Origin of the sequence: Blattabacterium sp. DPU, from assembly GCF_011290385.1 — a bacterium.
Classification (GTDB): Bacteria; Bacteroidota; Bacteroidia; order Flavobacteriales; family Blattabacteriaceae; genus Blattabacterium.
In genome coordinates, this window is the sequence record NZ_CP049785.1 from 550,366 (window position 1) to 569,410 (window position 19,045).

General features: G+C 26.9%; 15 protein-coding genes. 3 read left to right on the plus strand and 12 right to left on the minus strand.

Translation table 11 applies throughout. The annotated features are described in order from the left end of the window. Position 1: 1 nt before the first annotated feature. The 4 genes from purB to surE form a co-directional block, all read right to left on the minus strand. Complete coding sequence (gene purB / locus G9C01_RS02705; protein WP_166266121.1) at positions 2 to 1,438, minus strand: adenylosuccinate lyase; 1,437 nt, start codon at positions 1,436 to 1,438, stop codon at positions 2 to 4. A 12-nt stretch (positions 1,439 to 1,450) separates the two neighbouring features. Continuing rightward, positions 1,451 to 2,746, minus strand: a complete 1,296-nt coding sequence (locus G9C01_RS02710) for an adenylosuccinate synthase (protein ID WP_166266451.1) — start codon at positions 2,744 to 2,746, stop codon at positions 1,451 to 1,453. Between the two features lie 72 nt (positions 2,747 to 2,818). Beyond that, on the minus strand, positions 2,819 to 3,784 hold the full coding sequence (ruvB, locus tag G9C01_RS02715) for a Holliday junction branch migration DNA helicase RuvB (RefSeq protein WP_166266124.1): 966 nt from the start codon (positions 3,782 to 3,784) through the stop codon (positions 2,819 to 2,821). A gap of 14 nt (positions 3,785 to 3,798) precedes the next feature. Then, on the minus strand, positions 3,799 to 4,599 hold the full coding sequence (surE, locus tag G9C01_RS02720; RefSeq protein ID WP_166266127.1) for a 5'/3'-nucleotidase SurE: 801 nt from the start codon (positions 4,597 to 4,599) through the stop codon (positions 3,799 to 3,801). Positions 4,600 to 4,650: 51 nt separating this feature from the next. On the opposite strand from surE, the gene G9C01_RS02725 reads away from it, so the two are divergent. Further along, complete coding sequence (locus G9C01_RS02725; protein ID WP_166266130.1) at positions 4,651 to 6,792, plus strand: carboxy terminal-processing peptidase; 2,142 nt, start codon at positions 4,651 to 4,653, stop codon at positions 6,790 to 6,792. Here the strand turns inward: G9C01_RS02725 and gyrA are convergent. Beyond that, positions 6,776 to 9,241 carry a DNA gyrase subunit A gene (gene gyrA / locus G9C01_RS02730; RefSeq protein ID WP_166266133.1) on the minus strand — a complete coding sequence of 822 codons (2,466 nt, stop codon included), beginning with the start codon at positions 9,239 to 9,241 and terminating at the stop codon, positions 6,776 to 6,778. The genes G9C01_RS02725 and gyrA overlap by 17 nt on opposite strands. Positions 9,242 to 9,269: 28 nt before the next feature. Next, positions 9,270 to 10,328 carry a 3-dehydroquinate synthase gene (gene aroB, locus G9C01_RS02735; protein WP_166266136.1) on the minus strand — a complete coding sequence of 353 codons (1,059 nt, stop codon included), beginning with the start codon at positions 10,326 to 10,328 and terminating at the stop codon, positions 9,270 to 9,272. Between the two features lie 260 nt (positions 10,329 to 10,588). On the opposite strand from aroB, the gene G9C01_RS02740 reads away from it, so the two are divergent. Continuing rightward, positions 10,589 to 11,242, plus strand: coding sequence for a DedA family protein (locus G9C01_RS02740; RefSeq protein WP_166266139.1), 654 nt, complete (start codon positions 10,589 to 10,591; stop codon positions 11,240 to 11,242). On the opposite strand, the gene G9C01_RS02745 is transcribed toward G9C01_RS02740, so the two are convergent. From G9C01_RS02745 to G9C01_RS02755, 3 genes are read right to left on the minus strand one after another with little or no spacing between them, the layout of a single operon-like run. After that, a complete protein-coding gene (locus G9C01_RS02745; RefSeq protein ID WP_371807693.1) occupies positions 11,239 to 11,673 on the minus strand; it encodes a nucleoside deaminase in 435 nt (144 codons plus the stop codon). The two genes, G9C01_RS02740 and G9C01_RS02745, sit on opposite strands and share 4 nt — an antisense overlap. Before the next feature lie 20 nt (positions 11,674 to 11,693). Next, positions 11,694 to 12,305: a 50S ribosomal protein L25 gene (locus G9C01_RS02750; protein WP_166266145.1), complete on the minus strand. Its 612-nt coding sequence runs from the start codon at positions 12,303 to 12,305 to the stop codon at positions 11,694 to 11,696. Positions 12,306 to 12,309: 4 nt separating this feature from the next. Further along, positions 12,310 to 13,248, minus strand: a complete 939-nt coding sequence (locus tag G9C01_RS02755) for a ribose-phosphate diphosphokinase (RefSeq protein ID WP_166266149.1) — start codon at positions 13,246 to 13,248, stop codon at positions 12,310 to 12,312. Between the two features lie 60 nt (positions 13,249 to 13,308). On the opposite strand from G9C01_RS02755, the gene G9C01_RS02760 reads away from it, so the two are divergent. Beyond that, the gene (locus G9C01_RS02760) at positions 13,309 to 14,103 is read left to right on the plus strand and encodes a thymidylate synthase (protein WP_166266152.1); all 795 of its coding nucleotides are present in this window, start codon (positions 13,309 to 13,311) and stop codon (positions 14,101 to 14,103) included. Positions 14,104 to 14,106: 3 nt separating this feature from the next. Here G9C01_RS02760 and thrC read toward each other — a convergent pair whose 3' ends face one another. The 3 genes from thrC to thrA are packed head-to-tail and all read right to left on the minus strand — an operon-like array spanning position 14,107 to position 18,847. Further along, on the minus strand, positions 14,107 to 15,423 hold the full coding sequence (thrC, locus tag G9C01_RS02765; RefSeq protein WP_166266155.1) for a threonine synthase: 1,317 nt from the start codon (positions 15,421 to 15,423) through the stop codon (positions 14,107 to 14,109). Positions 15,424 to 15,446: 23 nt separating this feature from the next. Continuing rightward, a complete protein-coding gene (locus tag G9C01_RS02770; RefSeq protein WP_166266158.1) occupies positions 15,447 to 16,394 on the minus strand; it encodes a homoserine kinase in 948 nt (315 codons plus the stop codon). Positions 16,395 to 16,399: 5 nt separating this feature from the next. Then, positions 16,400 to 18,847, minus strand: coding sequence for a bifunctional aspartate kinase/homoserine dehydrogenase I (gene thrA, locus G9C01_RS02775; protein WP_166266161.1), 2,448 nt, complete (start codon positions 18,845 to 18,847; stop codon positions 16,400 to 16,402). Between the last annotated feature and the right edge of the window lie 198 nt (positions 18,848 to 19,045).

The following is a 19,045-nucleotide window of genomic DNA, read 5'->3' on the forward strand; positions in this document are numbered from 1 at the left end:
TTTAAATTTTTTTATCCATATTGGATATATCAGAATCAATTAGATGATGAAAACGATTTAATATAGGATTAACTATTGTATCAATAAATTCTAAAGTTTGATCTGAAGAAAATCCTGTCAAATTTTTAGGATTTAGAATTTGATTCATTTTTTCTTCATGAATTGGTATTTTTTTATCATGTAAAATACGTTTAATAAAATCATTTTCCATTCCTTCTAATTTAATTTTATTATTTGTTTCCATAGAATGGACTCGTATTCTTTCATGGATTTTTTGCCTATCTGCTCCATTTTTTACACATTCTACAATAATATATTCAGTAATTAAAAAAGGAAGTTCTTCTTTTATATGTTTATCGATAATTTTAGGATATACTATAATATTTTCTAATATATTATTCCAAATCATTAAAATTGAATCTACAGCTAAGAATGATTGTCCAATGACCAACCTCCTATTTGCAGAATCATCTAAAGTCCGTTCCAACCATTGAGTTGCAGCAACTAATGCTGAACTATTAGATAAAGAAATAACATATTTTGCTAAAGAAGCCATACGTTCACTTTGTATTGGATTCCGTTTATAAGCCATTGCACTAGACCCAATTTGTTCTTTTTCAAAAGGTTCTTCCATTTCTTTTAAATTTTGTAACAATCGTAAATCATTACTAAATTTATGAGATGATTGAGATATATTGGATAAGACATTTAATATTTGAGCATCTACCTTTCTATCATAAGTTTGTCCTGTTATAGGAAAAATATTTTGAAATCCAAACTTACTAGATAATTTTTTTTCTAAATTTTTTACTTTTTGTAAATCTCCATTAAATAATTTTTTAAAACTATCTGCTGAACCTACAGTTCCTTTTACTCCTCTAAAATGAATATTTTTCAATCTAAATTCTAACTCTTCTAAATCTAGAAGTAAACTTTGTAACCATAAAGCAGAACGTTTTCCTACAGTGATTAATTGAGCAGGTTGATAATGAGTAAAAGCTAAAGTAGGAATATCATGATATTCTAGGGTAAAATTTCTAAGACGGAAAATTACATTAATCAATTTTTTCAATAAAATTTCCAATCCATCACGAATTAAAATAATATCTGTATTGTCTCCTAAAAATGCACTCGTAGCTCCCAAATGAATAATAGGTCTAGCAATGGGTGCTTTTTCCCCGAAAGCATATAAATGAGCCATGACATCATGTCTAAATTTTTTTTCATAAAAAGAAACTCTATCCCAATCAATATCATACAAATGATTTTTTAAATCAAGAATCTGTTCTTTACTAATATTTAATCCTAATTCTTTTTGAATTTCCGCTAAGTATAACCATAATTTTCTCCACAAAATAAATTTTTTTTTTGGAGAAAAATTATATAACATTTCTTTGCTACTATATCGTTCTACTAAAGGATTTTTATACTTTTTCACAAGAAAATTTTTTTAATTAAAAATTTTTAAAAATAGTGATTTATTTTTAATAATATTTTGATTTCTTTCAGAACCCACAGAAATTAATATAATTTCTAAATTCAGAAAATTTTCAATAAATCCTATGTATTTTTGACAATTTATTGGCAAATCTTCGTATTTATGAATAGAAGATATATCTTTTTTCCATCCAGGAAAATCTATGTAAACTCCTTTTACATTTTTTATTATATCTGCTGGAAAATATTGAATAATGTCATTATTATATTTATACTTTACACACACTTTAATAATTTTCAATTCACTTAAAACATCTAATTTTGTAATAACTAAATAATTAATTCCGTTAATCATACAAGAATATTTAAGAGCAATCAAATCTAACCATCCGCATCGTCTTGGGCGTTTTGTTGTTGCTCCATACTCATTTCCTTTTTGACGAATTACATCCCCAATTTCATTTTCTATTTCTGTAGGAAAAGGACCAAATCCTACACGAGTACAATATGCCTTTGATATTCCTATAAAATTTTTTAAAAAGTGAGGAGGGATTCCAGATCCTGTACATACTCCTCCTGTAGAAGTAGAAGAAGTGGTTACATATGGATATGTTCCATAATTTATATCTAATAACATAGCTTGAGCTCCTTCAAATAGAATCTTTTTTTTATTATGAAAAGCTTTATGAATTTCATAAACTCCGTCTATTATTCGATCAGAAATAGTTTTTGCATATTCTATATATTCTTCATAAATAGATTTAAAAGAAAGAGTTTTTTTTTGAAAAATTTTTGTAAAAATTTGATTTTTTAAATCAATATTGTATTTTAATTTTTTATAAAAAATGTCTAAATCCAATAAATCTAAAACACGAATCCCTATACGAGCAATTTTATCTTCATAAGTAGGACCAATTCCTTTGTGTGTTGTTCCTATTGATTTTTTTCCTAAAGATTCTTCTTTATACTGATCTAATAAACGATGGTAAGGCATAGTGATGTGTGCTCTTTTTGCTAATAATACATTAGATGTATTCATTCCCATTGATTCTAGATTTTGTATTTCTTTTATAAAAGATTTAGGATCAACCACCACTCCAGGACCGATAATACATTTCACTCCAGAATAAATAACTCCAGAAGGAACTAAATGAAGAATAAAATAACGATTTTTAATATGAATAGAATGACCTGAGTTATTTCCTCCTTGATAACGGATTACATAATCCGAATTTTTAGCAAGTAAGTCTGTAATTTTTCCTTTTCCCTCGTCACCCCATTGGAGACCAACAATAACATTTGAAGGCATGATTGTACATTTTGATATTGATTCTTTTAACAAAGTTAATTCTTATGAACATATAATAAAAGATATTTTAGTCTATTTTTTTTTTAAATTTTTTTTAATATGATGATAAGCTAATTTCGTTACTTTTCTTCCTCTTGGTGTTCTAATTAAATATCCTTCTTGAATAAGAAAAGGTTCATAAACTTCTTCTATTGTATCAGAATTTTCACTAACAGCTATTGCTATAGTATTAATTCCCACAGGGCCTCCTTTAAAATGATCTATAATATATGAAAGAATTCTATTATCCATTTCATCTAATCCATATTTATCTACATTAAGAGCTTGTAACCCTAGATTACATATATTGATATCAATGATTCCATTTCCTTTGATTTGTGCAAAATCACGGATTCTACGTAATAAAGCATTGGCAATACGTGGAGTTCCACGACTTCTATTTGCTATTTCATAAGATGCTTTTTCTGTTATTGGAATATTTAGCAATTTTGCACTACGATTGACAATATTGTTTAATAATTTTTTTTCATAATAATTAAGACGAAAATTAATACCAAATCTAGAACGCATAGGAGCTGTTAATAAACCTGATCTTGTAGTTGCTCCTATTAAAGTAAAAGGAGATAAATCTATTTTAACAGATCTAGCATTAGATCCAGAATCTATGATAATGTCTATTTTATAATTATCCATAGCTGAATACAAATATTCCTCTACAACTGGAGAAAGACGATGAATTTCATCAATAAAAATTACATCATTCATTTTTAAATGAATTAATAGTCCAGCTAAATCTCCAGGTTTATCTAGAACAGATCCAGAAGTTACAGTAATATTCACACATAATTCATTAGCCACAATATGAGCAAGTGTTGTTTTTCCTAATCCTGGAGGTCCATGAAATAAAATATGATCTAAAGCTTCTTTTCTTTTTTTAGCAGCCTGAATAAAAATCTTCAGATTATTCAATATTTCATATTGTCCAACAAAATCTTGAATTGTTTTAGGATTTAAAGATCCTTCTAAAAAAGATGACATATATTTTATCAAATTCAGAATAAACATAAAACAAATAATACAACAAAATTCCAAGACTTTAAAAAATTTAAAATAGTATAATTTGTCATATCTAATTGAATAGGGACAATAGATACATATCCATTTTTTAAAGCCCATTCATCTGTATCTTCCTTTTTATCCAAATTCAAAAAATCTCCGACTAACCAATAATAAGTTTTTCCACTAGGATTATAACGTTTATCAAAACTTTCTATCCATTTAGACTCTGCTTGTCTACATATTTTAATTCCTTTAATTTGTTTTTTTCCTAATTTAGGAATATTAACATTCAATGTGATTATTTTTTCCGGAATAGGATTATAAAGAATTTTTTTAACAATCTGACATACATATTTTTTGGATGGTTCAAAATCTGCATTCCAATCAAAATCCGATAGAGAAAATCCTACAGATGAAATTCCCTCTATACTAGCTTCAATAACTGCAGAAATAGTTCCAGAATACATAATATTAATAGAAGAGTTTGACCCATGATTAATTCCTGATACACAAATATCAGGTTTACGGGGAAGTATCTCACTAATTGCTAATTTAACACAATCTACTGGAGTACCAGAACACTCCCATTCTTTTTGATGTCCATTATCTATTTTTACAGAATCACAAAATAATACTGTATTCATTGTTATTGCATGGCCCACTCCAGATTGAGGTTTATTTGGAGCCACTACATACACATCTCCTAATAAATTCATATAATGAACAAGTGCTCTAATACCTGGAGCTATGATTCCATCATCATTTGTAACTAAAATAATTGGTTTTTTATTCATTTTATAAAAACTTATATAATTTTACTAATATTTTTCAATCAATGCATTATTGTGAATTTTAAAATAAAAAAGCTGAATAATATAAAATATATAATAATTGGTTTTTTATTCATTTTTTCATTCAGCCTTTGTACCCCATTAGGAGAACAGGAAAAACATCGTATAATACTTAAAATAATATATAAAACACTTTACTTTTTGTATCCAAATCCTATTTCTATAGATAATGATTTTTCAAATAAAGTATATCAAAAATATTTTGAAAAACTAGATAATCAAAAACGATTTTTTATTCAAAAGGATGTGGAAGAACTTTCTTTATATAAAGAAAAAATAGACGATTTTTGGATTCATGGAGATACTACTTTTTTTAATATTGTTATGGAACGTTTTTTTCAAAGAATAAAAGAAGCGGAATCTATGTGTCTTCAAATATTGAAAACCCCTTTCGATTTTAATAAAAAAGAAATATATATGTTGGAAGAACAAAAATTATTTTTTTCAAAAAATAGAAAAGAATGGATCGAAAAATGGAGAAAACATTTAAAATATTTGACATTATTAGAAATAATCACTTCCAAAAATCAAAAAAAAATCACTTCCAAAAATCAAAAAAAAATCACTTCCAAAAATCAAAAAAAAATTTGGAAAAATGCATTTTTTAATAACGAGAAAACATCAAGAAAAAAAGTAGAAGAATATATTCGGGAATATTTTAGAAAATTAAAAATGAAAAAAAAATCCGATTGGTTTTCTACATATGTTAATACTATTACTACTCAATATGACCCTCATACTAATTATTTTTCTCCTAAAGAAAAAGAAATATTTGATTCAAATATATCTGGACAAATAGAAGGAATTGGTGTCAAATTAGAAGATGATAAAGGATATCCAACAGTTATTAAACTTATTATTGGTGGACCTGCATGGAAAAATAAAAAAATAGAAATAGGAGATAAAATCATACGAGTAGCAAAAAACGTTAATTCAGAATCTAAAAATATTGTAGGAATGTTATTAGAAAATTCGATTCGTTTAATAAGAGGAAAAAAAGGAAGTAAAGTTAAACTAACTATTCAAAAAAAAAATGGATCTATAGAAGATGTAATTCTCACCAGAGAGATAATTGAAAAAAAAGAAATTTTTGCAAAAAGTGTTATAATTTTGGATAAAAATCAGGATAAATATGGATTGATCTACTTACCAGAATTTTATTTCAATCCTGAAAATAAAAATGGAAAAAATGCAGCTGAAGATATGAAAAAAATCATACAAAAATTGAAAAAGGAAAATATAAAAGGAATTCTAATAGATATCAGAAATAATGGAGGAGGATCTTTAAATTCTGTAATAGAAATTGCTGGTTTTTTTTTAGGAAAAAAACCTATCCTACAGATAGGAAAACCTAATAAACAAAAAAAGAGACTTGAAAGCCATAAAAATAAAATTCTATGGACGGGTCCTCTTGTAGTTCTTGTGAATGAATTATCAGCTTCTGCTTCTGAAATTTTAGCTGCAGCTATAAAAGATTATAAAAGAGGAATTATAGTTGGAAGTACTCAAACATATGGAAAGGGAACAATACAAACTATTTATCCATTAAATAGATTTTTATTTTATAATGAAAAACTAGGATCCTTAAAATTTACCATAAATAAATTTTATCGTGTTAATGGAAGTTCAACTCAATTAAAGGGAGTAAATTCTGATATAGTTATTACAAACAATATGACAAATTTAAAATTTGTGGAAAAAAATCAAACTAATCCTATGAAATGGGATAATACGGATCCTATTCCTTTTCTTCATTCTTCTTATTATTATAATAATTTTTTTTTAGAAAAAGTAAAACACAAAAGCATAGAACGGTTGAAAAAAAATAGGAATTTCATTATGATTTATAAAACAATCCAATCATTAGAAAAAAAAGTTTCTAACAAAAAACAGGTTCCTTTAAACTGGGAAAAATTTTATTATGAAAATTTAGAAATAAAAAAAAGAAATAAATATTTTAAAAAATTAATGAACTATTTGAATACATATGGATTCCGATCATTTTATTCTTCTTACAAAATCATTTCAAATGCAAAAGAATCAGAGGAACAAAAAGAATGGGAAAAAAATATTAGGAAAGATTTTTCTATAGCAGAATGTATGAATATATTACGAGATTTTAATGAAATTCCATAATAGGTTTATAAACTTTTGCCACATCAGCTATAGCATCGTTATCTTTTAAATTAATTAATCTAACTCCTTGAGTTGTTCTTCCCATTACTCTTATATCCGATATAGGAATACGTATAATAATACCTGATTTTTTAATAATCATTAAATCATCTTGATCCGTTACATATTTGATAGAAATCAAATTTCCTGTTTTTTGAGTTATATTTATTGTTTTAATTCCTTTTCCACCACGATTGGTAATGCGATAATCTTTTATATGGGATCTTTTTCCAAATCCTTTTTCAGAAACTACTAATAAATGTCCTTTTTCTTTTTCTTCTACATTTACGCATATCATTCCAATAACTAAATCTTTATCATTAATATTAATTCCTATAACTCCCGAAGAAGTTCTTCCAGTTAAACGAACTTGATTTTCTAAAAAACGAATAATTCTTCCACTTTTTATTGCAATAAAAACATGACTATTTCCTATAGTCAGAATAGCTTCCAATAAAGAATCTCCTTTCCGAATCACAATAGCATTGATCCCATCTTTTCTAGGACGAGAATAATTTTCTAAAGATGTTTTTTTAATAATACCTTTTTGCGTAATCATCATCACATAATAATCTTTAACATATTTCTTATTAGTTAGATCTCCTGTTAATATGAAAGCATTGACTTTATCATCTTGTTGAATACGAATAATATTTTGTATAGCTCTACCTTTAGAAATTTTAGATCCTTCTGGAATTTCATATACTCTCAACCAAAAACATTTTCCTTTTTCTGTAAAAAAAAGTAGATATTGATGATTGGTTGCAATAAGTAAATGTTTGAAAAAATCAGATTCTCTAGCAGTAGCTCCTCTATTTCCGATTCCTCCTCTCCCTTGACGTTTATATTCTGATAGAGATGTTCTTTTAATATAGCCAGCATGGGAAATTGTGAGAACAACCTGTTCGTTTTCAATCAAATCTTCTACGTTGACCTTATCTCCAGAATAATCAATTTGTGTTCTACGTATATCTTGATACTTTTTTTGAATTTCTAAAAGTTCTTCTTTAATAATTTTAGTTCTTGTGGAATGCTTCTCTAAAACATTTTTCAAAAATTCTATTTTTTTCACAAGTTCATCATATTCTTTTTTAAGTTTCTTGATTTCTAAAGACGTGAGATTTTGCAATCTCATGTCTAAAATGGATTTAGATTGATTTTTTGATATTTTAAATTTTTGAATTAATCTATCACAAGCGTCATAATGATTTCTAGATTTTTGAATTAATTGAATCATAATATCTAAATAATCTAATACTTTTAGAAAGCCTAACAAAATATGAACGCGATTATGATACTTTTTAAGTTCGTATTTAGTTCTACGAATAATAACATTATGTCTATGATCAACAAAATGTTGAATCATATTTTTTATATTTAACTGAACAGGTTTCCCATTAACTAATGCTATATTGTTTACATTAAAATAAGTTTGTAAAGAAGTATATTGAAACAGTTTATTTAATAATATATTAGGATTTGTATTTTGTTTCAAAATATATACAATGCGTAATCCATTTCTATCCGATTCGTCACGAATTTGATAAATTCCCTCCATTTTTCCTTCTTTTATCAATTCCACTGTTTTAGCAATCATATCCGCTTTATTGACTTGATAAGGAATTTCATTTACAACAATACATTGTCTACCATGAATTTCTTCAAATTGTACTTTCGCACGTAAAACAATGCGTCCTTTACCGGTACGAAAAGCATTTTGAACTCCATCGTATCCGTAAATAATACCACCTGTAGGAAAATCAGGGGCTTTAATATATTTCATAATTTGTTCTATAGATAAATCATTATGATCTATATATGCGCAAATAGCATTTATAGTTTCTTTTAAATTATGAGGAGGGATATTAGTTGCCATTCCAACTGCAATACCAGAAGATCCATTAATCAAAAGATTAGGAATTCGTGTGGGTAAAACTGTAGGTTCTTCTAAAGAATCATCAAAATTTAATTGCATATCTATTGTTTCTTTTTTGATATCCAATAGCATTTCTTCAGATATTTTTTTCATTCTTACTTCCGTATAACGCATAGCAGCAGGAGGATCTGCATCCAGTGATCCAAAATTTCCCTGTCCATCTATTAATGGATAACGTAATGTCCATTTTTGAGCCATACGAACCATAGTATCATAGACAGAAACATCTCCATGGGGATGATATTTTCCTAACACTTCTCCAACAATGCGAGCAGATTTTTTATAAGAACTATTAGAAATAATTCCTAGTTGATACATTCCATAAAGAACTCTTCTGTGTACAGGTTTTAATCCATCTCTAACATCAGGAAGAGCTCTAGATACAATTACAGACATAGAATAATCTATATAAGATGATTTCATTTCATCTTCAATATTAATAGAAATTAATTTTTCTCCTTCACTTTCATTCATTTTTTTGAAAATATTAATTAAAAAACATTTAGTTTAAAAAACTTTCCTTAATTAAGGGATACGGAACTGAACAATTATATGAACATTTTCCTATTTCTTTTAATAAGGAAAATTGAATTTTATTTTTTTCATTTTTTTTGTCATGTTCCATAATTAACAATAATTTTTGAAATTCTAAATCAGAAATCTTATTTATGGGACATAATGTAGAAAGTGCATATTTAATTTCTTTGTAATCAGATATAGATAAACCATTAATTTTATAAGAAATCCATGATTCATAAATCATTCCCATAGTTACAGCAACTCCATGTAATATTTTGTTAATATTCATGAAATAACTTTCTAAAGCATGTCCAATAGTGTGGCCAAAATTAAGGATTTTTCTTAATCCTTTTTCTTTAGGATCTTGATCTACAATTTTTTGTTTAATTAAAATAGATTTTTGAATTAAATGAGTCCATTGATTTTCATCTTGAATGATATTTTTTTGTATTTGATTCATTTGTTTCCAAAAATTTTTATCAGCTATCAATCCATGTTTTAACATTTCTGCCATTCCAGAAAAAATTTCTTCATTGGGAAGAGTTTTTAGAAAATGAGTATCAATGATTAAAAATTCTGGAATATAAAAAGATCCTATTTCATTTTTTATAGAGTCTAAATTCACTCCTGTTTTATATCCTATAGCAGCATCAACCATGCCTAATAAAGTAGTAGGAATATTAATAAAACGAATTCCTCGTTTAAAGATGGAAGCGACAAAACCTCCAATATCAGTTATAACTCCTCCTCCTAAATTGAGAATTAAACTTTTTCTAGTTGCTTTAAATTTTTCTAGACTTTTACATATTTGAATACATGTGTCAATATTTTTTTCTTTTTCTCCAGATTTAATCTGAATAAGATTAGATTTTTTTAAAAAATCTATTTTCTGAAAAAGAATGGGAAGACAATGTGTGTAGGTAATATCATCTATTAAAATAAATATATTTTTTATGGAGTCTACTTGATGTAGTAAGTAATTTTCCAATACATTATAAGCTTTTTCATTAAAGTGGACATAATCTCCCCTTTTTTTGTACATGAGTTTATCATTCGTTTAACAACAAAATTAACCAATTTTTTATTAATCAATAAAATAAAATATTTTATATAACCAAAAAATGATAAAAATAAAACCTACTACAAAAAAAAATATATTAGGAATCCATCCCATAATACTAATGAATTTTAATAAACATTCCATAATTAATAATATATTAGTTTTTTTCGAATGAATAGGAATATAAATATTTTTAGTTAATGGAAATATTTAACTTTGAATTTCATCATCATGTTTGTAAAATGTCAGATATTTGGGATTTTTTTCAGCATTTTTTTAATCCTAGATGGATATTTTTATATTTTGGAAATACAGCTTTTTTTATTTTATTAGCTATTGTTTTTGCGGAAACAGGATTTTTTATTGGCTTTTTTTTACCTGGAGATTCTCTATTATTTACAGCTGGAATCTTTGGGAAAGATCTATGTAAAAATTTTTATAACGTTCCTTTTTTTGTAATTATTTTAATTGTAGCAGGTGTAGCTATTCTTGGAAACATGCAAGGATACTGGTTAGGATATAAATCTGGGAACCTGTTATATAAAAAAAAAGATTCCTTTTTTTTTAAAAAAAAACATTTGATTTTAGCAAAATTATTTTATAATAAGTATAAAACAACGGCTCTAATCATAAGTCGTTTTTTGCCCATGTTTCGTTCTTTTGCTCCTATTGTAGCAGGAGCCATTCGCATAGATTTTAAAAAATTTATGATATATAATGTTATTGGAGCACTTGCTTGGACTTTTTCTATTATGTTATCGGGACATTATTTAAATAAAAGTTTTCCGGAACTAAAAAATCATCTCGAATGGATTATTTTATTAATTGTATTGATTACTACTTTTCCAATTATTTTTAAAATGAGAAAAAAAAAGAAAAAAAAAATATTTATCTAAATTTTTTTAGATTTATAAATTCTTTTTTTACAGAAAAATTTTTGTATAAGAGATTTACATTGATTTTCCATTATTCCAGATACAAATTCTGTTTTAGGATGCAATTTAATGCCAGAACATAAAAATCCTCTTTCGGAAGGATTAGAAGCTCCACAAACAACTCTTCCTATTTGAGACCAAAATAAAGCTCCTGCACACATAACACATGGTTCTAGAGTGACATATAAAGTACATTTTTGGATATATTTTTTTTTAAAATAATTAGATGCTAAGTGAATCACTAACATTTCTGCATGTGCTGTAATATCACATAAAGTTTCAGTTAAATTATGAGCTTTTGCTATAACCATATTTTGATATGTTATTGCAGCACCTATTGGAATTTCATTTTTATGAAAAGCAATAAAAGCCTCTTTCAAAGCGATTTTCATAAAATAAAAATCTAAAGACATTATTCCTTTTTTTGTTTTTTATCCTCTTTTTTTTCCTGATTTTCTTCTTCTTGAGAACCTTTAATGATACGGGAATTTTTTACACTTGCTATTAATGTATGAGATGGATGTAATATAGTATATCGATCGTTGGATAAGTTTTCTACTATTATTTTATCTCCTATATTTAAAGAATTAATATCTAATTTAATGTATTCTGGCATATTATCTATATATGCTTTTACTTTCAATTTTCTAATAGCAAAATGATATACTCCTCCTTTTGCTACTCCGATAGGTCTACCAAAAGATTTTACAGGAATTTCTAATATAATAGGTTTTAATTCATCAATTTTATAAAAATCTACATGTAATATTTTTTCATCAACAGGATCAAATTGAATTTCTTTTCGAATGGCATTGATCTTCTGATCATATCCTTCTATATTAAGAATAATACCATATGATTCTGTAGTGTATATTATTTTTTTTAAACTATCTAATGAAGCAGAAAATGGAACATTTATATTTTTTCCATACAAAATACATGGTATTTTTCCATTTATTCGAATAGAACGAACTGCTTTTCGTCCAATATCTCTTTTATAACCGTATATATTTACGTATCTCATATTATTAAATTACAAATTTATTACTAATAGATTCGTCTTTATGTACTGATTTCATAACTTCTGCAAAAAGCGGAGCACAAGATAAAATTTTAATTTTTTGATTGGGCTTCATTTTATTTATAGGAATCGTATCTGTAACAACCAACTCTTCAATTGCAGATTGATCTATTTTTTCATATGAATTTCCTGATAAAACAGGATGAGTAGCTATAGCTCGTACACTTTTGGCGCCTTGTTTTTTGATTAAATTTGCCGCTTCTGTTAAAGTACCAGCCGTATCTACCATATCATCTATAAGTATGATATTCTTTCCTTTTACATTTCCTATAAGATTCATGAATTCTATTTCATTTGCTTTTTTTCTTTCTTTATAACAAATAACAACATCTGTACCTAAATAACCTGCATAACTTCTAGCTCTTTTAGCTCCTCCCATATCTGGAGAAGCAAAGGTAAGTTGATCTATATTTAATTTTTTTACATAATCAATAAATATTCTAGATGCATATAAATGATCTACTGGTATATCAAAAAATCCTTGAATTTGATCCGCATGTAAATCCATAGTCATGACTCTAGTAGCTCCTGAAGCTACTATTAAATTTGCTATAAGTTTTGCGGCAATGGGAGTTCTAGGTTGATCTTTATGATCTTGCCTCGCCCATCCAAAATATGGAATCACAAGTGTAATGTTATAAGCAGAAGCTCTACGAGCTGCATCGCACATTAATAATAATTCCATTAAATTATCTACTGGAGGAGAAGTTGACCCTATCAAAAATACTTTCGTTCCACGAACAGATTGTTCAAAACAAGGAGTATATTCTCCATCACTAAATTCTAAAAATTTTACTTTTCCAAGAAAATTTCCATAATAATAAGCTATATTTTCTGATAATTTCAATCCCCGTCTTGTAGAAAAAAAGAGAACCTTTTGATCCATAGTTATATTTTTATACAAAAATACTTTTTATATTAAAAAAAATGAATACATATTGTAGTTATGAAACAATATTTAAATTTATTAAAAAACGTATTAAAAAATGGAATCAAAAGAAAAGATCGTACTGGCGTAGGAACAATAAGTCTATTTGGACACCAAATGAGATTTGATTTAGAAAAAGGGTTTCCTCTTTTGACCACTAAAAAATTAAATATACGATCTATTATTTATGAACTATTATGGTTCTTAAAAGGAGATACAAATGTTCGATTCTTAATAAAGAAAAAAGTTAATATTTGGAATAAGTGGGCAGATGATAATGGAGAATTAGGTCCAATATATGGATTTCAATGGAGAAAATGGCCTACTTACGATGGCCATTTTATTGATCAAATAGTTAATCTTATACAAGAAATTAAGTCAAATCCTGATTCTAGACGTTTAATTGTTTCTTCCTGGAATGTAGGAATGATACAAAATATGGCATTACCTCCTTGTCATTTATTGTTTCAATTTTATGTATGTGAAAAAAAATTATCGTTACTTTTATATCAAAGAAGTGCTGATATTTTTATTGGATTACCATTTAATATAGCTTCTTATGCTTTATTACTATCTATGTTAGCTAAAACTCTTAATTTAAAAGAAAAAGAATTTATTCATACAATAGGAGATGCTCATATTTATATGAATCATATAAAACAAGTGAAATTACAGATGGAAAGAACTCCAAGACCACTTCCTAAAATAATTATTAACTCTTCTGTAAAGAATATTTTTCAATTTTGTTTTGAAGATTTTGAATTAAAGGATTATAATCCCTTTCCTCATATTAAGGGGGACGTTGCCTTTTAAAATTCATTTTTTTTCTAAAAACCAACTCTTAAATACATTGAAATCTTTAGATAAAGATATTTTTTGTATAGTCTTTTTCTTTTTTAAAAAAATTTCCAATTCCTTAGTAGGAACAATTTTTTTTTGTAAAATAGGTGGCATGTTATCTAGAAATTTAATAGGATGAGCTGTTTCTAAAAAAATACCTGGTTCTAAAGTATTATTCATTTCTTGTAAATATTGTCTAAGACCTAAATAACCAATAGCTCCATGTGGATCTAATATATATTTATATTTTTTCCATATCTTTTTTATAATGGATAAAGTTTCTTCATCTGTGAATTTATAGGAAAATAGTTTTTTTCTTAATTGAAATATATTTTTTTTATATAAATGCCAAATTCTAGAAAAATTACTTGGATCAGAAATATCCATAGCATTTGATATAGTTTTTTTTACCGGAAGGGGATGGTATTTTTCATTTCTTAAAAATCTAGGGATCGTATCATTAATATTTGTAGATGCAATAAAAAATTTTATGGGTAATCCCATTTTTTCAGCCATCATCCCTGCGCAAATATTCCCAAAATTTCCACTTGGAACTGAAAAAATTAATTCTATTGGATCTTTTACTATTATTTGTTTATAAGCTACAAAATAATAAAACATTTGAGGGAGCCATCTTCCTACATTGATAGAATTAGCAGAAGTTAATGTATATTTTTTATTTATTTCTTTATCTAAAAAAGCTTTTTTAACCATTTTCTGACAATCATCAAAATTACCATGTATTTCTACAGCTAATATATTAGCTCCTAATGAAGTAATTTGTTCTTCTTGTAAAGAACTGACTCCATTATATGGATATAAAATAATGACTTCTATTCCAGGTTTTTTATGAAATCCTTTAGCAACAGCACCTCCGGTGTCTCCTGAAGTAGCGACTAAAACTGTAACATTTTTTTCTAATTTTTCAGAAAAAAAACTTAAGCATCCTGCCATAAACTTAGCTCCCACATCTTTAAAAGCCAAAGTCGGACCATGAAAAAGTTCTAATACATGAATATTATTATGTACTTTTTTTAAAGGGAAAGAAAAATTCAAAGTATCATGAATAATATTATCAATAAATTTTTCGGGAATGTTTTTTCCAATATAGGGTTTGATAATAGACATGGCAATTGTATGAATATCATAAGTTGGAAGTTTTTTAATAAATTTAGGTTTTAATTTAGGAATACATTTAGGCATATATAATCCTCCATCAGGCGATAAACCTGTTAAAACAGCATCTTCAAAAGAAACTAAATTCTTATGATTTTTCAAACTATAATACAACATATAATTAATTTATTTATATAAACTTACAATATTTTAGCCCATTTAATTCCTTGTTGGTTAATAGGAGAAGTATAGGTTTTATAATCGATTTTTAACGGAGAATATACTTTATTCATGACTTCGGTTACTTTTTCCGCCATTTGTGGTCCTTTACTAAGCATGAAAACAGAAGGACCTGAACCAGAAATCCCTCCACCTAAAGCTCCTATTTCTTTACATTTTATTTTTAATTCATAAAAAGCTGGAATGAGCATAGCTCGTATGGGTTCTACAATAACATCTTCCAAAGCCCTACTTATTAATTCATAATCTTCTCGATATAAACCCGCAACTAATGCTCCTACATTCCCCCATTGTTTAATAGCGTCTGTCATCAATATTTTTTGTTTTAAAATTTCTCTAGCATCTGATGTTTTGACTTCAATTTGAGGATGTATAACGCTAACCCATAATTCTTTGGGATTATGTAATTTAGTTATATCTAATGGTTGATAACTTCTAACTAATGTAACTCCTCCCATAATAGCGGGAGCTACATTATCTGCATGAGCAGTTCCACTTGCTATACGTTCTCCTTCCATAGCAAAACGGACTAATTGCATAGTGTTGAAAGGGTTTTCCAATAGAATATTAGCTCCATAAACAATTCCTGCAGCACTAGCTGCACTAGATCCTATTCCACTTCCAGGATGAATATTTTTAGTTAATTCAATTTCAAATCCTATTTTTTCTTTATCCTCTTTTTTTTGTTGATATTTTTTCAACAAAAACTGTAGAGCAACAAAAGCTACGTTTTTTTTTGGATCATTAGGTAACGATGATCCACATATTCGATTGATATGTATCCCTGGAGTATGAGATTTATATAAAAAAATTTCATCTTTAGGAAAATCTAAAGCTAATCCAATAATATCAAAACCACAAGCTAAATTAGCAACAGTAGCTGGTGAAAATATTTTTATTCCCTTCATGATTTTTATTTAGTAGCTTTAATAATATCTGAAAAAACTCCAGATGCAGTAACTTCTGCCCCTGCTCCTGCTCCTTTTATAATAAGGGGTTGTTCAGCATAACGATATGTATTATATAAAACCATATTATCTTTTCCTTCTAATTGAAAAAATGGATGAATTTGTTTTACTGATTCTAGTCCAACAGAAGCTACTCCATTTTCATAACGTGCAATAAAACGTAAACGTTTTTGATCTTTTTCCGCTTTATTTCTAATTCCAAAAAAATAATTTTTGTATTTGTGTAATTCATTATAAAAATCATTTATAGAAGTTGAATGAAAACAAGTTTCCGGTAAAAATGATTTTTGATGAATATCACTCAATTCTAATGGAGAACCGCATTCTCTAGCTAAAATTAGTATTTTCCGCATAACATCTAATCCACTTAAATCAATTCTAGGATCAGGTTCTGTATATCCTTTTAATTGGGCTTCTTTTACGACTTCTAAAAAAGATTTTTCTCCTATAAAATGATTAAATATAAAATTTAGACTTCCTGATAACACAGCTTCTATTTTATTAATTTTATCTCCACTATTAATTAGATCATTCAATGTACTAATAACGGGAAGACTAGCTCCTACATTAGTTTCAAATAAAAATGGAGCTTTGAAATGTCTGGAAAGTGTTTTTAGTTTTTTATAATGATTATAATCGGATGAACAAGCTATTTTATTACAAGTAATAACTCCTATTCCATTTTTTAAAAATTTATCATAGGTCATAGCCATTTCTTCACTAGCTGTATTATCTACAAATAAACTATTTCTTAGATTAAATTTCCATACTTTTTCCATAAAGGAATATATATTCATATTAATGCCTTTTTGGTTTAGATATTTTTTCCAATCATTTAAATTGATTCCATGATCATTAAAATACATTTTTTTGCTGTTAGCAAATCCAATAACTCTAACTTGAAGTTTCAATTTTTCCAATAAATAATTTTGTTGTTGATCTAATTGTTCAAGTAATTTACTTCCTACTTTTCCTACTCCACAAATGAAAAGATTAATTTGTTTTGGGGGCCTTTCAAAAAAAGCTTCATGTAAAGTATTGAGTGCTTTTTTAAAATCGATTTTTCTAATAACGGCTGATATATTTTTTTCAGTAGAACCTTGTGCTATAGCTCTAACATTAATGCTATTTCTGCCTAAAGAAGCAAACATTTTTCCACTAGTTCCATGAAGATTTTTCATATTATCTCCTACTACAGCAATAATACAAAGATCCTTTTCTATTCTTAATGGATCAATCCGTCTTTGATGGATTTCTTGAGCAAATTCGCTATCTATTACAGCTTTTGCTTTAATGACATCTGTTTCATGAATTCCTGTTGTAATTGAATGTTCCGAAGAACTTTGAGTGATAAATATTACATTTATTTTTTCACGTGATAATGCTTCAAATAAACGTTTGGAATATCCAGGAATTCCTACCATTCCACTCCCTTCTAGGGTAAGTAATGCCATATTCTGAATTCCAGATATACCAGTAACAGGTTGACTGATATTTGTGTTTTTATTAATATAAATCAAAGTTCCTGGATCTATAGGAGAAAAAGTATTTTTAATTTGTATTGGAATATGTTTTTTCATAGCAGGTTGAATTGTAGGAGGATAAATAACTTTTGCTCCAAAATGTGATAATTCCATTGCTTCTTCATAGGATATTTCTTTTATAGGAAAAGCTTGATTCACTATTTTTGGATTAGCTGTCATCATTCCACTTACATCCGTCCATATTTCAAGTAAACTTGCAGATATAGCAGCAGCTAAAATTGCTGCAGTATAATCAGAACCCCCTCTACCCAGAGTCGTAGTTTCGTTTTCTAACGTAGAACCTATAAATCCTGGCAAAACAATATATTCTGATGTTTTTTCACGAAAAAATTGAATAATATGATGATTACTTGTAATAAAATCTACTTGTGCACATCCAAATTGAGCATCCGTAATAATTAAATCTCTACTATCTTTGCAAATAGCATCTAATCCAGATTGTTTCAATTTTTCTGAAATAAGAAAAGAAGAACTTAATTCTCCAAAACTCATAATTTTATCTAGAGAGCGTTTTGAAAGTTCTTCTACTTGAAAAATTCCATCACATAAACTTTCTAAATCATTTATATTTCTTTTCATCCAACTAATTAAATGACTCTGATAGGTAATAGGAAATAATTCTCTTATAACATTAAGATGTCGAATTTCGATTTCCTCTAATATATTTTTATATATATTTTTTCTTTCAGAAGCCAATTGACCACATTGTATTAACTGATCCGTGATATTTCCTAATGCAGATACAACAATAGCATATCTTCCTTTTGGTTTTTTTTCTAATAAAGAACAAATACGTTTTATAGCATCAGAATGAGCTACGGAACTACCCCCAAATTTTAAAACTTGCATTTTTTAATTATTTTTTTGAACAATTTTCCCATCATTTAACGATGTAAACAAAAATAATGATAATTTATGGAGGTGCGTTTTTTTATTTTTTTATATGTAGGTGTAATTTTTTCTATCAAAGTTTATGGTAAAATATTTTGAAACTAAATAAAAACCAAAAACGATGGAAAATGATTCTATTTATCTTTCATTATTATT